Raw genomic sequence first — 19,790 nt, 5'->3', positions numbered from 1 at the left:
TTATTTAATTAGCCCCGTTTACGTCGCTCAGCCGTGTGTGTTGCTGCAAAGTGCTTGTGACGGAGTAATGCTCATTTGGGCAAGTCAAACAATTCTGTTCAGCTACGGGAAAACTGAATTTCCTTGTTTGCTTGCAGTACTTCTTATGAAAGCGCTTACATTTTTGTTTCAAAAAATAACGCATAATGTAAGCGCTTTCATCAATGTTAAAAATATGTGTTGCTCAAGTCAACATATTTTTAACATTCTGAACTAAACTGAATCTTGAAGGTGTTTTACCGCGACGCAAATCTCGCTTTTTACAGTGCGTTTTGCGGGTAAAAAATAGAAACGATTAGATACGGATAACTCCCAATACCACCCATGTCTGTTGCTGCTAAAACCGGATTAAAATCACAAATTATCTGGCAACCCTTGTTGTTGTTTGCCGTTGTGGGCTATTTGCTGGCGGAAATGTATTTTTTGACCGTGCTGGTGAATAGTCTCTATGTCAGTGAGCACATTTCTGATCTGACCCAATTGGAAACAACCGGAAGAGTTATTTCAGGCGCCGGGCTTGGACTTTCAGTACTGATCGGTTTATCGCTGCATAAAGGCCTGAACAGAACCAGTGCTGTGCGTCGTGTTTCTATCAAGTTGGGATGTTTTATTCTGGTGACGATTATGGGTTATGTCGCCATGAAAGAGCTATACCTGGTGATGGAGAAAAACGCGTCTAAAAATATTGTTCATTGCAGCTTATTAGGCAATGCCGCTAACCGACTCTTTAGCAATGGCAATCTACCGGACTATCACCGGTTTGTGGGCGCGGAACGGCTTGCGGAAAACAGCCATAAGCAATTGGTGCGCTTATATTTGCCGTTACATGTTTGCCTTAATGAAAGCTATTTACACACTTTGCAAACCAGTGATGTGCTGGCTGATGAACTCGCCCTGATGTTGCTCGACACCGGCCTGCCCGCCAAAGTAGCCAAACCTGCTATTGCTATTTATCAGGGATTCAAAGACAAAATTGATGATTTTTACCCAATTGTTGAAGGGCTGGATAACACCAAAAGCTCAGAGCCGGAAAGGACGTTGTATATCGATACTGCTGTGGCGCAATTTGAGGCATTCTTAACGACTCAAAGCCGCTACACACGATTTGATATTGCGCGCCTATCGGAAGTTTATCATTGCAGCTTGTCGGCCTTACCTGAGGCAACAACAGGCCCGCCAGAGCAGCGTTTTTTATTGTCTGTTAGCCGCTGCCTGAATACTATCGTCAAAGCCAGATTTCCCTCCGTTGCCCCTATTGTTCATGCCGAAGACATCTATGCTTTAGAAGGGGAGGTTGCCCGGCATTGGTCAAGGCAACTGGTGCAGTCGCCAAAAGATATACCACAGGAAGCGTTTAACCTGATGCGCAAGAGCTTTGCTCTGGTGTTTTTACCGACCTATGCCGTGCTGGTGAGTACCTTTGTTGTGTTTATCTGCCTGGCTGCGTACGTGCGCACCCGTTTTCTGATTCGGGCGCGTCGAATGAAGCAGCGTATAAATCCACTAATTAATGCGTCTCTGTCACCGTTAGTTGTGGTGCCCTTTATCTGGACAGCAATCTTTTTGTGGTTACCCCGAACCGAGACGGAACGGGTTTTGTTTCCGGAGCACCTTCAGTCGCAATGGGGTAAGGTGATTGAAGTGGCGTTGCGGCCGCTGTTTTATTACTACGATGCATCACTGACCGGATTCGATTCACTGAAGTTACCCCTGTTAGTTGCACAGGTCAATGCCACCGAAACCCCACCGGTACCCAGCAAAATCCATCACAAACGTCGAGATCTGGGTGGTTTCTATCAGTTGTCAATCTGTGGTGAAACCTGCGAAACCGTGCGACTGGTACTGACGGATTCTATGACCACAGGGCGCGTTTATTATCCTAAACAGCGCTGCAACACGACATTGGTGTTTGCTGCTGAAACCGATTTACAAGGTTTCTCCTATTTTGAAACCGGTGATGCAAATTCGGCCTGTCAAATTAACCGACGGTGGCAAATTCAGGCAGTTGGTGACGTTTTAGAGGTGGTGCTGGAAGAAGGGCAACAGGTTTTGCGTCTGACCGCACAAAACCTGTTTATTTAATGGTGCAACCTGTTACCTGTTGCGAATCCATTGGACTGCGCCTGTGTGCAAAAAGGCACCGTAAAGATCAACCCGCTCTAGTGACTGTCTTTGCCGGTAACGACTTTGGCATGCTGACTAACTGACGCACAGCCTTTGCCTGTTTCCGGATCTTTACTACATTGATAGGCTCTTACATAGTCAATACTAAAACGCTGTGGAAAGACCTGGTGATCAATGCCTTTTTCGTTAACATTTGATGCCCAGGCGCCACCCACTGCGAGATTCAGGATCAGATGAAAGCGTTGATCAAAAGGCGCATGGCCTGGATTGCTTTTTACCTCACCTGAATCACTTTTTAATTCCGAAAACCAACCGGAAGAGCGCTGCGTAGCATAATGCACATCATCCATGTACCAACGAATTTCACCTTCTTCCCACTCTACTGCGTAGGTGTGAAATCCCGTTGCCGGGCTGAGTTTACCCGGCAATTCGTACCAGGTTCCGGAATACACATTTTCCGGCCAGGTTCGTCCATAGTGAAGGGTGCCGTGAACCCGGGTTTCTGCTTCGGGGCTCAGGGTGCCAGATTTGTCTGTGTTAACCCCGATATTGACTGCCTCCATAATGTCAATTTCGCCCGAAGCAGCCCAGCCGCCATAGACGTTATCAGTGGGTAGCATCCAGAATGCCGGCCATGTGCCTTGTCCATGAGGCAGCCGGGCCCGCATTTCAAACCGTCCGTAGCGCCAATCTCCTTTGTTTTTGCTGCGCAAACGTCCTGAAGTAAAGGGGAGGGTGCGGGTCTGGGTAGGATCCCAGGCAGGCGAATCTTCTGTTTCACTGGCGCCGGTATGGGCTTCTTTTCTGGCCACAATATGCATGATACCGTCGATAAACTCAAAATTGCCGGGTTTGTCTACGTAACATTGTTGCTCATCATTCCCGCCTCCCCAGCAGTTGATTTCATAGCTCCATTTAGTCTCATCAACCCGGTAACCATTAAATTCATCCTGCCAAATTAACTGCCAGCCTTTGTCTTGCCAGTTAACTTTTTCCGGCGCTGGCTGTTCAGCCAGACTGTTGCAGGCGAATAACGCCAGGGAAAGCGATAATAACTTAGGATTTTTTAACATTATTGTTCACTCCGACAGGATTGCGGTATGGATGCACTTTCCTCAGGTTGACTGGTGAGTATGACATCGGATATCTGCAACTGCGTCCCTTGTGTTGCATGCAATGCGAAAGGGGACATAATTTTTGTAAAGTTAACACCTTGCTTCGCCAGGCATTGCAGTGGCAGTTGCACGGTTTGCCAGGCGTTACCCTGCGCCGCACTCAGTGTTGCGGTGAGGTCTATGCTGTTGACGCAGTTATCCATACAGATCAATTTGAGTTGCACACTATCACTGATGCTGGTCACGTTTACGTCAAACTGCAGGCTGGCTCCGGATTCCAGGAAACCCATGAGGTCATCGGGAAAGGGGCTGTACAAACCAAATGCCGCGTCATTGAGCCAGGTTATTTGCAACGCATCTTCCTGCACCCGTCGGTCACGGGTTCTGACCTTGATTGCATCGCTGTTAAGCACACTGGCGGTCATAACCTGTTGCCCCTGAGCATCGACCGCGGCCAGTTGCCAGGGGGCTTTCACCGCCCCCTGATATAAGGCCCGATCATCCAGTGTCGCGCCAGAACTGCCATTGTCCTCAGCCAGCATTGTGATTGGTTTGGCGTCAGAACGATAACTTAACCCGTACCCGTAGGGGAATAACGGAGCGTAATCTGCCTCGCCCTTATTGGCTTGTTGTTGAGGTGTCTTCGGCCAACTGAAGCTGAGTTTCCCGTGAAAATCATGTTGGATTTCACCCTGGCTATCGGTGAACAATACATCGGCAATGCCTTGTCCTTCTGAGCCGGGTAACCAGGCGGCGACAAAAGCGTCAGAAGCGTTGATTTCGGGATTCACCCACATTGGTCTGCCACTGATAAACAGAGAAACCACCGGGATATCCTGAGCTTTAAGTGATTTGAGTAGGGCAAGGTCGGATTTACTGCCGCGTTGATATTCCACATTGTCTAAATCGCCATTGCCTTCAGCATAAGGCTCCTCGCCAAATACCACGATTGCAACATCCGGCTTTTCAGTAAATGTGCCTTGCTCAGACAGCTCAACTTGACCGCCTGCCTGAGTCACTACTGAAGCTATACCGTCGTAAATGGAGGTACCACCGGGAAAATCTGAATTGTTGTTGCCCGTTCCCTGCCAGGTAATACTCCAGCCACCCGATTGTTTGCCAATATTGTGTGCGGCATCACCGGCCACCAGGACTTTCTGATTGGGAGAAAGCGGCAGAGTTTGTTGATTGTTTTTCAGTAACACCAGTGATTTTCGAACCGCTTCACGGGCAATATCTCTGTGAGCCTGAGCACCAATCAGCGACTGTTTGTTGGCGTGAGGTCGATTCGCAGGTGATGGTTTGTCGAATAAACCGGCGCGCACTTTAACGCGCAACACTCTGGTTACGGCATCATCAAGTCGGGACTGGGGGATTTCTCCGGATTGTACCTGAGCAATCAGGTTTTCATAGAGTGGTTTCCACGCCTGGGTGGGTACCATATAAACGTCCAGCCCGGCATTCATGGCCTGAGCACAGTTTTCATTACTGCAACCTTTTATCTGACCGTGACCATTCCAGTCGCCAACCACAAAACCATCAAAGCCCATTCGCGTTTTCAGCACATCGGTTAACAGGTATTTTTTGCCATGAATTTTTTCACCATGCCAGCTGTTAAACGACGCCATGACAGTTTGCGAACCTGCGCTTAAACCGCCTACGTAACCCTGAGCATGGATAGTGAATAAGGTTGCTTCGTCAGCGATGTTGTTGCCCTGATCGTCGCCCTTTTCTGTGCCACCATCACCGATAAAGTGTTTAACTGTTGAGATGACTTTGTCGTCACCAAAAAAGTCGCTTTCATCATCACCCTGAAGGCCTTGCACTATCGCTTCTGAATAATCCCGGATTATCGCCGGATCTTCTGAATAACTTTCATAGGTTCGGCCCCAACGATCATCGCGAGCAGCGGCAACGGTAGGCGCAAAAATCCAGTCGATACCGGTTGCCTGAACTTCGATTGACGTTGCGCCCGCAATGCGTTTGATCAGGTCTGGATCATTCGCGGCACCCAAACCGATATTGTGCGGAAAAATCGTGGCACCAATCACGTTATTGTGACCGTGAACGGCGTCAGTACCCCACATGGTAGGAATGCCGGAACCATCCAGGCTGTCGTCGATTGAAGCCTGATACATGGCCTCCGCCAGTGCTACCCAGTCGGATACAGTGGCGTGTTTGTTATTGTCCGGATAGGCGCCGCCACCATTGAGATAGGAGCCGAATCCATATCGACGCATATCCTCAACACTAATGTCACGGATTTCAGGCTGGATAACCTGTGCCACTTTTTGTGGCAATGTCATACCCGAAAGCAGTTCTTTCACTTTGGCTTCGACAGCGGCATCAGGTTTAATAGCGATATCCAGTTTTGGCCAGATTGCATGAACGTTAGGTTCAGCCCGAGAAGTATCTGCGCCGGTATTTTGCTCCGTAACTGCCGGCTGGCAACCTGCCAATAATAATGTCGCAATGCTGGACGCAAGGAGAGAAAGTGTTTTACTCATTGTAACTTACCTTTGAATTCGGGTTGTCTGTTAGTATTCAGTTCCGCGGGGCTTAAAGCCCTTAAAGCCAAAAAATGCGATGTAGACATAGCAAACCAGCGGCAATACAAATGAGGCCTGAATACCAATGGTGTCAGCCAGTACGCCCTGACACAGAGGGATTACCGCACCGCCAACAATAGCCAAACACAACAATCCGGAACCCTGGCTGGTTAGAGGGCCCAATTTTTTGATGGCCAGACTGAAAATGGTGGGGAACATGATGGAGTTACAAAGACCCACGGCAATAACCGACCACATGGCAATCGCACCATCAAAGCTCATGGTGGCGGCAAGTAATAAGATGGACATTGCACCATTGAACGCCAGGATCTTGTTGGCTGCGATATAACTCATCAGAGCGGCACCAATAAAACGACCTATCAGCGCACCTCCCCAGAAATAGGCAACGTAATTAGCGGCCTGTGCTTCTGACATATTGCCGATATTGGCTTCGCCTAAATAGCTCACTAAAAAGCTACCAATGGACACTTCGGCACCGACATAGGTAAATATGCCAATGGCGCCGAGAATCAGGTGTTTATGTCGCCAGATGCTGTCGTTGGCCGGTACTTCTGCATCGCTGGCTTCCGTGGTGTGCGTATCCGGGATGTGGATCATTTTAAAATAGATACCAAGGGCGATAAGAATAACGGCTAATCCCAGATAGGGAACGATCACTTTATCGACTGAGGCGCCGTCCGCACCGTGTGTTCCACCGAAAATCAAAATACCACCAACAATTGGGCCTGCGGTGGCTCCCAGGGAATTAAACGCCTGGGTCATATTCAGTCTTGCTGATGCCGTTTCTGGCTTGCCCATCAGCGTAACTAATGGATTAGCCGCTACCTGCAATATGGTGATCCCCGATGCCAGGATAAATAGCGCTCCAAGGAACATCCAGTACGCAGGAATTTGTGCGGAAGGGATAAATATTAAGCAGCCAACGGCGGCGGTTACCAGACCGATGAAGATTCCGAGCTGGTAGCCCGATTTTTGTATGAGCCGTCCGGCGGGGATAGAGACCAGAAAATAGGCGCTGAAAAAACAAAACTGCACCAACATTGCCTGAGTGTAGGTAAGTTCAAAAACACCTTTAAGGTGTGGGATTAGTATGTCATTCAGTGATGTGATCAATCCCCAGATAAAAAACAAAGAAGTTAACGAAATGAGTGCAAAGCGATTATTTATCTGCACATCCTGTGGTTGCACGTTATTTGTATTTCCCGCTGAAATTCCAGCCATAGACTTGTCCGCCTTGTAATAGTGCTAAGTGTTTTTTCACTATAAATGAAATATTTGTTTGACGGCATTGTAACAACACATTAACATAAATGAAAGCGCTTACATTTAAATTTTCTTAACAAATTTTTTTGAGTGAAAATGTAAGCGCTTACAGGACGGTTGCTGACGATTCTCAAGCGAAACCAAAGCCGGGTAGTGAAGATTGCCCGTTAGTAGCAGCCTATATTATTGCTGAATTCTGCCGGATAAACTCTGTTATGAAATTAGATATTGCTCCACATTCTCCGCTACGAAAGAAGAACTTTTGTTTTGGTGTCGCCACTGCTGCTTTTCAGATTGAAGGTGGAATTAATACCCGTGACCGAAACATTTGGGATACGTTTTGCGCAAAAGAGGGAGCAATTCGTGACAACTCCAACGGGGACATCGCCTGCAATCATTACGAGTTATGGCATGAAGACCTGGAGTTGATATCGCATCTGGGCGTTGATGCCTATCGCTTTTCCATTTCCTGGGGCCGCGTAGTGGATGCACAGGGGAATGTAAAACCTGAGGGAATTCAGTTTTACCTCAATATTCTCAAGCGATTAAAAGCCCTTAATATTAAAGCATATGTCACCCTGTATCACTGGGATTTGCCACAATACCTTGAAGATGCCGGCGGCTGGCTTAATCGGGAAACGGCTTATCAGTTTGCCCATTATGCTGATGTGGTCAGTAAAGCGCTCGGAGAATACGTGTATTCCTGGGCCACGTTAAACGAACCGTTTTGTAGCGCTTACCTGGGCTATGAAATTGGCGTTCATGCTCCCGGCAAAGTCGGGCGTGAGTTTGGTAAAAAAGCCGCACATTATTTATTGCTGGCACATGGTTTGGCAATGGCAAAGCTGCGCCAGAATTGCCCTGACAGTGAAAGTGGCATCGTGGTCAATGTCAGTCCCAGATATGGTGAAACTGATAGCCATGAGGATCAAATTGCCGCCAGACTGGCCGACGAACACTTTAATCAGTGGTACATCTGCCCACTGCTAACCGGCGAATATCCCACGCTTATTGAACAACTACCCGAAGAAGAAAAACCCGATATTGTGGATGGTGATCTGGAAATAATAGCGGCAAAGCTGGACTATCTTGGAATTAATTACTATACACGTGAAAGGTATGTTGCCGATCCACAGGAGGGATTCCGGGAATCTTCCAAAAAGCCCTTGCCACTCACTGATATGGGGTGGGAGATTTACCCGCAAGGCTTAACGGATATTTTAGTGCAACTTCATGAACAATATCAGCTACCACCCATGTACATAACCGAAAATGGCGCGGCAATGCCGGATGTGTTGAAAGACGGTGCCGTTGTAGACAAAGCACGCGTTGCTTATTTCAGAACGCATCTGCATGCTGTTGAACAAGCCATGGCACTGGGAGTAGATATTCGCGGCTATTTTGCCTGGAGTCTGATGGACAATTTTGAATGGGCAGAAGGCTATTTAAAACGATTTGGTATTGTTTACGTAGACTATCAGGATCAAAAAAGAATCATAAAACAAAGTGGCCTTGCCTATCGGGAATTTCTGTTGGCTCGGTAAGTGTTGTGCGCATTATTTGGGGATGAAAAGCTAAATGGTATCAGTAAAAGAAAAAGTGGCTTACGGGTTAGGGGATACCGCAAGCAATATCATTTTTCAAACGGTCATGCTGTTCCTGTCATTTTTTTATACCGATATCTTCGGTATTTCTCCGGCGGTCGTCGGCATATTGTTTTTAGCGGTCCGGGTCGTTGATGCCATCACTGACCCTCTGATGGGGGCGTTGACTGACCGCACCAATACCAAATATGGCAAATTTCGCCCTTATTTACTCTGGTTAGCGATCCCCTTTGCGGTGATCAGTATTCTGGCCTTTACCACGCCGGAACTGTCCGAAAATGGCAAGATGATATATGCCTTTGTCACCTATACGTTGTTAATGATGGCCTACACGGCTATCAATATTCCTTATTCTGCGCTGGGGGGAGTCTTGACCGCTGATCCAAGAGAGCGGGTTTCAATCCAGTCTTATCGCTTTGTATTTGGCATGCTTGGTGGACTGTTAGTTACGGCGCTGACTATCCCTCTGGTAGATTTGTTAGGACAAGGCGATAAAGCCAGAGGATATCAGTTAACGATCACGGCCATGAGTATTTTAGGTGTGATCCTGTTTTTATTGTGTTTTGCCGGTACTAAAGAACGCGTGCATCCACCGGTAACGCAAAAATCTGACTTCAAAAAAGAACTGGCTATTTTATGGCATAACGACCAATGGCGAATTTTGTGTCTGGCCGCCATTTTTGTGTTAACCGGCATTGTGATGCGCTCAACGCTGGCCATTTATTATGTGAAGTACTACCTGCTCAGAGAAGATTTGATTACCTGGTTTGTGACTTTGGGCATGATTGGCAATATTTTAGGTTGTGCGTATTCGGCTTACCTGGCTAAACGGATATGCAAAATCAAGTTGTATATTGCGATGCAACTGATTGCTGCCGGTTTTTCCATTGCTGCTTTTTTTGTGGGCGATCAGCAGATTATATTAGCTTTTGCACTGTACTTCTTATGGTGTTTCAGCTTGCAGATTGGTACGCCATTGCTTTGGGCTAAAATGGCCGATGTGGTGGATTATGGGCATTGGAAAAGCGGTATCAGGATCAACGGCCTGGTGTATTCTTCGGTAGTGTTTTTTATTAAATTGGGATTGGCCATCGGTGGCGCAATCGCGGGTTGGTTATTGGCTGCATATGGCTACGTCGCTGACACAGAGCAAACCGATGTCGCGAAACAAGGCATATTGTTGTCCTTTACTCTGTATCCGGCCATCAGTTTTATCCTGGTGGCCGTGGTAATGAAGTTTTACAACCTGACAGAGCAAAAACTCGATGATATCCATCGCGATCTGCCAGATTTAACCCGGGTCAGTTAACTGAAAACGCTATGCCTTGTCACTCTTCAGCATGGCGATACTGTCCCGACTTATGAGTTCAGGCATAAAAATGTGGGTAGCATCAAATGGCCCCTGGCCGTATATGCGACTTAATATCCAGTTGGCTGCCGTTTCTCCGATAGCGCGGGTAGGGTAGTCAACTGTGCTCAGTTTTGGATGGGAAAAGCGGGAAAATTCGATGTTATCAAAACCCACCAACGAGATATCATCGGGAATAGATAATCCGCGTTCACGGATAGCATCAGCCGCCCCATAAGCCATTTCATCATTGGCACAAGCCACCGCAGTTGGTGCTTGTCCTGAGTTCAAAAATGACAGCATTCCCTCATACCCGGAGCTGGCCTGGAAGTTGCCTTCGAATACGCGCAGGCGATTGTAGGGAATATTGGCATCCTGTAATGCTTGTTTGTGACCTGCCAACCGGTCGGCGGCGTCAGATTTCCACAACGAACCTGAAATATAAGCAATGTCGCGATGGCCGTAGCGGATTAACGTTTTCGTGGCGATATAGCCACCTTTGACATTATCCAGACTGATACAGCGGTCGGCAATTTCCGGGATGTAACGGTTAACCACCACAAAATCAACATTGTCTTTGGACAGTTCAATAAGATAGTCGTTTGAGACCGCTTCCAGATGCAAGATTAGTGCATCACATCGTCTGCCAAGTAAGGATTCGATGGCCTTGATTTCATCTTCTTCATTACTGTGTCCGGCAGCGATAAACAGATGCTTCTTGGCTTTCTTTAACAGCCTTTCTGAACCGGATAACATGTCGCCAAAAAACGATCCGTGTAATTCCGGTACAACATAGCCCACGGTATTACTTTTATTGGAGGCAAGTGACTGAGCAATAAAGTTGGGGCGGTAACCCAGCTTTTTCATGGCATCTTCGACTTTGGCGCGGGTGGCGGGTTTTACCTGATCGGTATCATTTATGACCCGGGAAACTGTTGCTAATGATACACCAGCCAGTTCGGAAACTTGTTTGATTGTTGCCATAAAATAAGAACGCTGAGCACTCGTATGAGAAAGAATTAATGTTCTATATTCTCAGCTTCTTAGGGTTTGTCAAACGATTCATAGCCGGATTGCCCAAAGAATGGGCAATCATACAATACTGAACTCAGCAAAAGGCGCCGGGGCGCCTTATCACTTTATCATTTTGTCTGATTTTTAGTTTGGAGTAACTTGCCAGATTGTTACTGTGCCACTGATTTCATTACCAATGACCACCAGTGCATTGCCGCTGGGGCTTTGATCGGCAGAGACAAAGACCATGCCTTCCGGTGCGGAATCACCTGTCAAGTTTGCACCTTCAGTGGTGTCACGGTTGATCACATATTCAACAAACTGCGTGTTGTAGGGATTGGTAATATCGTAAACGAAAATCCCGCCCATACGCTCAAGACCAATAAAGGCATAGGTTCTGTCACCCACAGTACCAATCGTCAGAGCTTCCGGTTCAGGCCCTTTGTTGGCAGAGCGTGAATCACCTTCATTTGCATCGTCGTTGTTATTGAATTCATCACCGTGTACCGATGCAGTAATGCGTTCAAAATCATCACCGGAATCGAATACTACCAGACCATTGCTATCCCAGATGGTAAAAGAGCGAGCACCGTAGGCATATATGTTTTCGTATACCCCATCGCCGTCACTGTCGCCCAGCTCCGCGGTTACTGTCAGGCGACCAATGGGGAAGGCGGTAAAGTCAAAATCTTCGGGATCGTCACCGGCGTTCATTGCCAGTGATGAACCTGCTGCAAAATCAAGGCGGCGGCCCTGAGTTTCATCCGTGTAGGAGAGACAGCCATCATCTTCGTCAAAGTCTTGTCCGCCAGCGACATCACACAAGTCTTCGTCCTGGTTTCCTTCGGCATTTAGGGTGTCAAAGAAATATTCTCTGGCATCCCCTTCATTGGCGGTAACGACGAAATCAGCATTGTTCCAGCTGTAGGTTGCGATGGTATCGGGTTGGTACATTCCATAAAGGTTGTCGTAGGAGCCGAAACTAACAGCACCATCTTCCATACCATCAATCAACAGGTCGCTCCAATCCTTAAAGCCTAAACCCACCACTTCGAGACTATTGTCGGTTAAATCTACGATCGCCAGACCGTTATTTTCCTGCAGTGCAACGTAGGCCACCTCATTCGTGGCAGCAATGTATTCCGGCTCTAAATCCTGAGCAACCGACACATTGATAAGGTTGCCATTGATGGTGCGGCCATTGGGATTAGGGAAGTGCATTCCCTGAGCTTCTAAAGCGTCCTGCATACCGTTGTAGGCAGTAAAGTTGAGAATAGTGGCGGTATCTGCTGGCATGCCATCAGTCATGTTGATAATGGCCACAGAGCCTTCCGGATCAACCGAATAATCACCGGCAGGTTCGCCTTCGTTGGCAACAATCACTTTACTGCCATCAGGCGTGAAAGTGACCATGTCCGGCAGATTACCAACGGTAACGGCTTTAACAAAGACCGGTGTAGCGGCATCAAGACCATTGTAAAACAACACTACACCGTTATCGGCATGCGCATCTGCAGCGACAGCAATCGCCATCCAGTCACCTGATACGGCAATGCTGTTGGGTCCACCTAATGCAATGCCATTGGCGCTGGTTTCCAGTACCAGCGCGGTTGACGTTAAATTTGTGCTGGTTAACGGGTTGCTCAATGCCTCTGCGGTGAGTCCGGAAATATCAATCATTTCAACAGTAGGTGCATCGGCAGCACTATTGATAGCGAACACAGTTTGCGTGGCTGCATGGTATTGTACGATTTCTGCCGCGCCTTCGGGGTCTTCAGGATTCAGTTGTGCCCGCCCTACAACACTCATGCTTACACCTAATGTGGCATCTTGTCCTGGGGTACCTGGTGAGCCAGTGTCACCCTGAGCACCTTGTGGTCCCTGTGGACCGATTGCACCATCGTCACCATCATCGCCGGAACAACCGGCCAGAATAGCAATCACTGCCAAAGAAAGAAGTGTACGTTTCATGATTAATCCTATTTTAATTTGCACATTTGGGCTGAAAGTCAGGCCCAATATTAAAAATAGAGAATGTGACAGAATGGCTACGAAATTATTAAATCTTTCAATGGTTTATGACCATCTGGACAGGTTTTGATGTTAATTTTCGATGCGCCAATTGACGGCTGAACGGGTCAGAACAGGTGGCCCCGGAAAGTTTGGCTGTAGCTATTAAGTTGGTCCGGTTATTGCTGAACAGATGCAGGGTTAACGAATTTTTGACTTATTATGTTATCAACAACAGCTTCGCAGGCGACTTCACTTTTCCAGTACATCGACGATCAACGATCCAATGCACAATTTGTCAGTGACATGCAGAATTTAGGAGCAAAGAACAGTGCTCAGGATGTGGATGCCATTCAAAATAGCCTGGTCAACGTGCAGTCTATCGACAACATGGTTGATCAGATAATTAGCGGTGAAAGCAGTGTCACCGGTGACAAAGTTAATGACATGCTGGATTTCTATTTTAAGCAGGTCAAAAATGAACTGAAAAGTGTCACTGAAGATCTCAACCTGTCTAACATTCCGCCACTGCAACTATCTGATGGAAAGTGGCAACTGGCTTCTGAACAAGCCGACAATAAATCTTTAAACAAGTTGGTTGATTATCTGAATCGTGACAGCAGGCTTAGTGAGCGCATGGAAAAGGTAATGATGCTGTCAGAGCTCAGTGAACAGGTGACCGCCCGGGATTATGCACAATCCTTAAAGAATGACGACACATCGGACAAAGATATTGAAGCTTATTTGCTGAAAACCAGTGAACAATTGCAACAGAACCGCTTTCTCAGTGTTGAGTCAGGCAACCTGAAACTGGGGAATTATGGTATTGCCAAAGAAGAATATCAGGAGCGCTTTGGAAAACAGGCGGATGCTACCTAGCCAATTTAGCTAAGTTAACCACATCCGCCCAAAACGTTGGAAGGGAATCAATACCAACAAAGCGCATATCCGGACCACTCTCAAGCTAGTTTACAAGGGGCGGTTATGCCTTGTTGGCATGTTTCAAGACGCATCGTCTCATAAGTTTTATCGGCATTGGAACCCCCCAATTGAGCATTTTAGCCTAAAGTATTAGATGGCCTCTGGGTTAAATACTGAGAAATTGTTACCCTTATAAACCTGACTATGATTAAACTGTACCGGTAATTAAACTGAGGCTTTTTATAAATGCATGATTCTTCCCTGGTCATAGCAAAATTTGGTGGCACCAGCGTCGCAAATTTTGAGGCTATGAAAAACTGTGTGCGTATCGTTTCCCAGAATACAGACTGCAAACTGGTGGTAACCAGTGCCCCGGCGGGCATCACCAACCATCTGGTGGAATTGGGTAAAACGCCCATGTCCGGAGAAGATAAAGAGATTATTTTGCAGCGAATAGAGCAGCAAATTTTTGACATTTATGAACAACTCAACGACAAGCAAAGTGTTAAGCCTAAATTGGACAACCTGTTTGCCGGCATCCAAAAGGTCGTCTACGCTGATGGCATCAATGAAAGCCCGATGTTACAGGATGAATTACTGTCGTACGGTGAACGGCTGGCTTCTTTGTTGCTGGCTGCCTGTTTTAATGAAAGTGGCGTGGCGGCTCTGGAGTTCGATGTCAGACAGGTGATGCTGACCGACGACAATTTTGGCTCTGCTACACCCGATATTGAGCAACTCGCCATTCGCGCCCAAAAAGACATGACCCCACTGCTTGCAGAGCGGGTTTTGGTAACCCAGGGCTTTATAGGCAAAACCGCCTGGGGAGACACTACGACGTTAGGCCGGGGCGGTTCCGATTATACTGCCGCTTTATTATCTGAAGCGTTATCCGCAAAACGCTGTGAGATCTGGACTGATGTGGCCGGGGTGTTTAGCACTGACCCACGTATCGATGAACGAGCCTATCCCATTGCTGAACTGAGCTATGACGAAGCTGCAGAGATGGCAAACTTTGGTGCGAAAGTACTACATCCAGCAACATTAGCGCCAACGTTAAGGCAAAATATTCCGGTATTTGTGGGCAGTACCCGTGCCCCTGAGCAGGGCGGCACCACTATCGTTAAAGATTGTCAGTTTGAACCGACATTCAGAGCAATAACCCGACGCAAAGAGCAGCAATTGGTAACACTGCACACGCCTAAAATGGAACGTACTACGCAGTTTATCGGCAAGGTATTTAACATCCTGGATCAGTTTGGGTTGAGTATCGATTTAATTACTACATCAGAAACCTTTATATCTCTGACTTTCAACGCCTGGCATGCTACCAATCTGGCGCAGGCGTCAACCCGGGCGTTAGCAGAACTGGAAAAAATCTGCATTGTAGAGGTAACACCAAAGCTGGACCTGATCACGATTGTTGGCAATAAACTACACGCGAAACACGGTGGTGCTGGCAAAATATTTGAGGTGTTGGAAACCGTCAGAATCAGAATGATCAGTTACGGCGCGAATCCACACAATATCTCGTTTCTGGTGGATGAAGAAGCCAGTACCGGTGTGATAAAGGAGCTGCACCAACATTTGCTGGCTGAAAACCTGGCCAGATAACGCGAACGGTCATTTTAACATGGTATAAAAAAACGCCTGTATGTCAGCATACAGGCGTTTTTCTTTGGGTAACGATTAATCGTTGGTAAGTGTCATGCTGCTAAGGGTATTTGCCGCGATGTCATCCTCAGTAAACAGGATAGGGCGTAAACCATTGCTTTGCGCATAGAGCACTGACTGGTCATTCCAATGAGGTGAAAACGCATTATTGGATTGTGAGAATGTTAAAACGCCTCTGCCTTGTGGACCATCATCGGTAAACTCCACCACCATCATCCAGCTGGAGCCATAGCGCACATGATAGCCGGCACTGCTTAGGCCTGAGGCGAGGGGTTGTCCGGTAACCGCCGAGTCAACTCTGTCATAACTGTGGTGAGGTAACAACGTACCGTCGCGGCTTTGGCTGTAATTGTAATCAAAGACATTAAAGCCACCTTCCCGGTTGTTTGCGCCTGGCCAGGGAATAACTGCTCCTGATGGCGAGCCGTCCGGCAGGCTCTTTTCGGTAAACTGCATTGCTCCTAATGGCGAGGCGGGATTAAAGCCCGCTTCATTCAGATTATACCAGGCGGTTGCTAATGCTACCAACGCCGTGTCATAACTGGCCGGTGCCGACGGGGTTGTGGTGGCATTTGCGCTATCAAAATCATCACTCAGCGCATTAACGCAGGTACTGTTGCTACAGAATTCATAGGCAAATTCCCGCAACAAACCGCCACCGATACTGTCGCTATTTTGCATGCCATTCCAGGCTGTGAGTGTGCTGCAGGCAGGCACAACATCAACCGTTTCGCCGTTGGCTATTTCGACATTGCGTTGCCCGCTTTCATCCGGCTCGCAATTAGCCAGCAGATTGTCCAATACTAACTCTGCAAAATAAGAGCGGTTTGAAAATAACGCATTTTCAACTTCAGTTGCATTGAATCTGCCATCTTCACCACTACTGTCTTTGAGCAGTTTCTGGCCCATTCTGGAGCGCATCGTTTGCGGTGTATGAGTATCGCCATAGAGCGGCGAGACATAGCCATTGAGGGGCATTTCTGCGTTAGTTAACCAGAATGAATCATTCGAGTTTTGCACATAAGTATTGGTCAGTAATTTAGGGGCATTCTCATAAGGTTCGGCATTGGTGAACCCGAAAATACTGGAACTACCTGGCAACACGGTAAACCCTGCCTGAGCTCTGAGACCTGCAAATGTGGGATCATTGGCAACACCGGTTTCCGCGTTCAATGTGAGGTTCGGTACCGTTGAATCATCAATGTACCAGGCATTACCCTGATCGTCCGCGTAGAGGGTGTTGTTAAAAATGACACCATCGTAATCTTTAAAGGCCTGCTGAAATTCCGCCAGATTGCGGGCCAGATTCATGGACACCCAATGTTCCAGGACGTCATTGTTGTACATATTGGCATCCTGCACATAAAACGCCTGATTGTCGTCCCAGACAAAGGGGGCCGCTGTTGGCGGTGCTTCAATCATCGGGCCTCGCGCGGTAACGTAGATATCTTTCTCAAAGGGCACAACTGCCGTACCAATGTTCACCATTATTTGCTCAGTACGTTTTTCAACGGGTAAAGCTTGCCCGTCAAAAATATAGGTTTCCCGGTCCTCGCCGAGTTGCAATTGATACACCACAAAGTGTTCAGCGGTTGAGAAGGTGTGAGTCCATGCCAGATTTTGATTGAAGCCAATATTGATTGCACCAGGCATACCGATCAGGGAACCGCCGGTAACATCCATGACACCCGGAATTGTCAGGTGCGACTGGAAAAAACGAATTTGACCGGTATGGGGAAAATGGGGGTTAGCCAGGACAATGCCTTTGCCATTTTCTGTCATTTCTGAACCCAGTCCCCAACCGTTGGAACCCAGGCCCGCGGCAATTCTGTCTGGCAGGGTTAAATGGGCTTTTTGCGACGCTGCAACTTTGTTGATTTCCTGCAATGCTGCAGTAACCTGTTGCGAGGATTTACCCGCCGTCGCCAGGCGCGGCAGATACTCATCACTGTCGCCTGGATTGGCGAAAAACATTAAATCGAAAAAGTTTGCGGCGCCAGGCAGTAAAGCGATGGAATACATATAAGTCAGTAAATCGACACCTTCAATCGGCATTACCCAGGCCTGCCCCGCACAGGGCAGGTTCGGAGTAGGGTTGCTTGCCAACTCAGTCAGGTATTTGTTGTACCCCTGAGCAAAGCCACTGAGCATTGCGCGTGATCTATCGGGTAAATTGTCAATATTGGCTTCCGCAGCAGCTCTGATCCCCGTTGCCAGATAACCAAAGTCGGAAATTAGGTTGCCGTTATCGGCAGCACTAATTTCGCCCGTTGCGATATTAATGCTGGCATGTGGTCCAAAAAATTCTGAGCGTCGACTATTCGCCTTTACAAAGACATCAGCAAGAATACAAAGGTGGTCTTCGGCCTGCGTATATCCGCTACCGAACGCTAACTCCTCTAAACTATTGGCGGTAATATGGGGCACACCATAACTGGTGCGGCGAATATCCGCTGTTAGTGTACCTTCCGCGAATGCCGGTGCCTGTACAGGCGTAACCGGATCGGGTGGTGCCGGAATAGTAGGGTTCGTGGGTGTCGGAGGCGGTTGTACTGAAGGGGAAGGGGGATTAGCCACACTGTCGGGCGGGTTGTTGCTGTCTGATGAGCAGCCTGTTACCAGCAACGAGGCGGTTAACAATCCTGCTGATACTAATGTCAACTTAGTCATGTCCGTTTATCCTTTGCAAATGGGTCGAGAAAGATACTAGTCAGAGGTCTGACTTTCGTCAACTTAACATATTATTTACAAAAATGAATGATATTAAATTCACTTGTATTTGAGCATTTGCCTGATGTCAGGATTAGATTTGCCGTTGTGGTGTGTTGCAAGTCCAACCAGGCACAATTATGCTGTTGCCCGAAAATGAATGTGATAACCAGGACAATCAAACTATGAAAAGCTTGTGGCAAGGCGCTGTGCTGATGCTGGCAGTGTTAATCGCTTTTAATGCGTCAGGCAAGAAAGATTCCGCTATTGCTGATTCGGTAGGTTACCTGACACCCCAACAGATTTTAGCCAGTTACCCTGAATTTAAATCCGGGTATCAGGATTACCAGCCTTCACCGGCAGATATTGAACACATCAAAAAATTGACGGGTAAGGAACTGTTAGTGATGTTTGGCAACTGGTGCCATGATAGTCAGCGGGAGATACCAAGGCTCCTTAAATTGCTCGATAGCAGTGGTGTTGAGTTGCAGAAGCTCACCCTGTTGGCTGTTGACAGAACAAAGCAAGAACCTTCGGGAAAAGCCAAAGCAAACCGACTCAAATACACGCCCACTATCGTTCTGTTAGAGGGGGATAAAGAACTGGGGCGTATAGTTGAACGGCCCAGAACAACATTGGCTCAGGACCTCGCCAGTATGCTTGGTAACCAGGAATATTAGCGCCAAAGGTTTGGTTGGCACGAAGCTTGATTAAGTCTTAACACTTGTGCGGCAAAGTTGCCATTTGCCAAATTGTTGACGAAATCAGGAGTCAGTCATGTCAACCAGACAACTTATTATCAATATCGAAGCCTTGTCAGAAACCTTGTCCGAGAAACAACTGGTGCAGTTCCTGGATATCATGGATGCCATGACAGTGATGGTAGACGAAGCTAAAAAAATCAGCCATGACCTGATCGCTGATTTTGACCAACCCAATGAATGTCGCTTCCTGCATTAATAATTTCATGGTGTCAGAGTTCTTGATGTGATTTCAAGATCTTTGACACCCTGAGCTTATGACCTTGAGACTTAAACTGGTGAGTTATTGGTAAATGTGTGCAATTGCGGGCTAATCATATTGCTTTCAATATTTTGTCGTTTTTGAAAAGCCATACTGCTTAATGCCTGTGATGCTGCCCTGAACTCGGCTTCAAATTGCGGATTGCCTATGTGCTTGATGGAGCGCCTCAATGCATCATTTCGCCTGTTGACCAACTCTCTTTCGTTGAAATTAACTTCTATCATGAAAAACCCTACAACTTAAATGGATAGCGACGAGGTATTGCAAACGTGGATTCAAAGCACATGGAACAATGCATACCTTGAAAACGCCGCCATTTTGCCCGGTGCTCTTTACAAAACGGCGAATCCCCGATGAAAGTTGTATGACAAAGGTA

At 47.4% G+C, this 19,790-nt stretch carries 14 protein-coding genes; 7 read left to right on the top strand and 7 right to left on the bottom strand.

Features of this window, described 5'->3' with window-relative positions; translation table 11 throughout:
• The first annotated feature begins 363 nt into the window (after window positions 1–363).
• Window positions 364–2,121, top strand: a complete 1,758-nt coding sequence (locus tag LJ740_RS04425; protein WP_229527833.1) for a hypothetical protein — start codon at window positions 364–366, stop codon at window positions 2,119–2,121.
• 77 nt (window positions 2,122–2,198) lie between these two features.
• On the opposite strand, the gene LJ740_RS04420 is transcribed toward LJ740_RS04425, so the two are convergent.
• Genes LJ740_RS04420 through LJ740_RS04410 form a run of 3 tightly spaced genes read right to left on the bottom strand, consistent with a single transcriptional unit; the run spans window position 2,199 to window position 7,069 of the window.
• Entirely contained in the window at window positions 2,199–3,236 is a 1,038-nt protein-coding gene (locus LJ740_RS04420; protein ID WP_229527832.1) for a glycoside hydrolase family 16 protein, read from the bottom strand.
• The gene (locus tag LJ740_RS04415) at window positions 3,236–5,785 is read right to left on the bottom strand and encodes a glycoside hydrolase family 3 protein (RefSeq protein WP_229527831.1); all 2,550 of its coding nucleotides are present in this window, start codon (window positions 5,783–5,785) and stop codon (window positions 3,236–3,238) included. The genes LJ740_RS04420 and LJ740_RS04415 overlap by 1 nt, the downstream gene beginning before the upstream one ends.
• A 30-nt stretch (window positions 5,786–5,815) precedes the next feature.
• Window positions 5,816–7,069 carry a sugar MFS transporter gene (locus LJ740_RS04410; RefSeq protein WP_229527830.1) on the bottom strand — a complete coding sequence of 418 codons (1,254 nt, stop codon included), beginning with the start codon at window positions 7,067–7,069 and terminating at the stop codon, window positions 5,816–5,818.
• A gap of 257 nt (window positions 7,070–7,326) precedes the next feature.
• On the opposite strand from LJ740_RS04410, the gene LJ740_RS04405 reads away from it, so the two are divergent.
• Together LJ740_RS04405 and LJ740_RS04400 are read left to right on the top strand one after the other, a co-directional pair.
• On the top strand, window positions 7,327–8,655 hold the full coding sequence (locus LJ740_RS04405; RefSeq protein ID WP_229527829.1) for a GH1 family beta-glucosidase: 1,329 nt from the start codon (window positions 7,327–7,329) through the stop codon (window positions 8,653–8,655).
• A 34-nt stretch (window positions 8,656–8,689) separates the two neighbouring features.
• On the top strand, window positions 8,690–10,024 hold the full coding sequence (locus LJ740_RS04400) for a glycoside-pentoside-hexuronide (GPH):cation symporter (RefSeq protein WP_229527828.1): 1,335 nt from the start codon (window positions 8,690–8,692) through the stop codon (window positions 10,022–10,024).
• 9 nt (window positions 10,025–10,033) lie between these two features.
• Here the strand turns inward: LJ740_RS04400 and LJ740_RS04395 are convergent, their stop codons facing one another.
• The gene (locus LJ740_RS04395) at window positions 10,034–11,047 is read right to left on the bottom strand and encodes a LacI family DNA-binding transcriptional regulator (RefSeq protein WP_229527827.1); all 1,014 of its coding nucleotides are present in this window, start codon (window positions 11,045–11,047) and stop codon (window positions 10,034–10,036) included.
• A 174-nt stretch (window positions 11,048–11,221) separates the two neighbouring features.
• Window positions 11,222–13,048 (bottom strand): choice-of-anchor I family protein, encoded by a 1,827-nt coding sequence (locus tag LJ740_RS04390; protein WP_229527826.1) that lies wholly within the window; start codon window positions 13,046–13,048, stop codon window positions 11,222–11,224.
• 261 nt (window positions 13,049–13,309) lie between these two features.
• Here LJ740_RS04390 and LJ740_RS04385 point away from each other — a divergent pair, with 261 nt between their 5' ends.
• Window positions 13,310–13,966, top strand: a complete 657-nt coding sequence (locus LJ740_RS04385) for a hypothetical protein (protein WP_229527825.1) — start codon at window positions 13,310–13,312, stop codon at window positions 13,964–13,966.
• 288 nt (window positions 13,967–14,254) lie between these two features.
• Complete coding sequence (gene lysC, locus LJ740_RS04380) at window positions 14,255–15,622, top strand: lysine-sensitive aspartokinase 3 (protein ID WP_229527824.1); 1,368 nt, start codon at window positions 14,255–14,257, stop codon at window positions 15,620–15,622.
• Between the two features lie 75 nt (window positions 15,623–15,697).
• Here lysC and LJ740_RS04375 read toward each other — a convergent pair whose 3' ends face one another.
• A complete protein-coding gene (locus LJ740_RS04375; protein ID WP_229527823.1) occupies window positions 15,698–18,352 on the bottom strand; it encodes a penicillin acylase family protein in 2,655 nt (884 codons plus the stop codon).
• A 179-nt stretch (window positions 18,353–18,531) separates the two neighbouring features.
• Here LJ740_RS04375 and LJ740_RS04370 point away from each other — a divergent pair, with 179 nt between their 5' ends.
• Entirely contained in the window at window positions 18,532–19,071 is a 540-nt protein-coding gene (locus tag LJ740_RS04370) for a thioredoxin family protein (protein WP_229527822.1), read from the top strand.
• Window positions 19,072–19,168: 97 nt separating this feature from the next.
• The gene (locus tag LJ740_RS04365; protein ID WP_229527821.1) at window positions 19,169–19,351 is read left to right on the top strand and encodes a hypothetical protein; all 183 of its coding nucleotides are present in this window, start codon (window positions 19,169–19,171) and stop codon (window positions 19,349–19,351) included.
• 71 nt (window positions 19,352–19,422) lie between these two features.
• Here the strand turns inward: LJ740_RS04365 and LJ740_RS04360 are convergent, their stop codons facing one another.
• Window positions 19,423–19,638 carry a hypothetical protein gene (locus tag LJ740_RS04360; RefSeq protein WP_229527820.1) on the bottom strand — a complete coding sequence of 72 codons (216 nt, stop codon included), beginning with the start codon at window positions 19,636–19,638 and terminating at the stop codon, window positions 19,423–19,425.
• Window positions 19,639–19,790 lie beyond the last annotated feature (152 nt).

The sequence above is a fragment of the Planctobacterium marinum genome (assembly GCF_020687805.1).
Classification (GTDB): Bacteria; Pseudomonadota; Gammaproteobacteria; order Enterobacterales; family Alteromonadaceae; genus Planctobacterium; species Planctobacterium marinum.
Note: the sequence above shows the minus strand (reverse complement) of the source record. Positions and strands in the feature narration are given on the sequence as shown.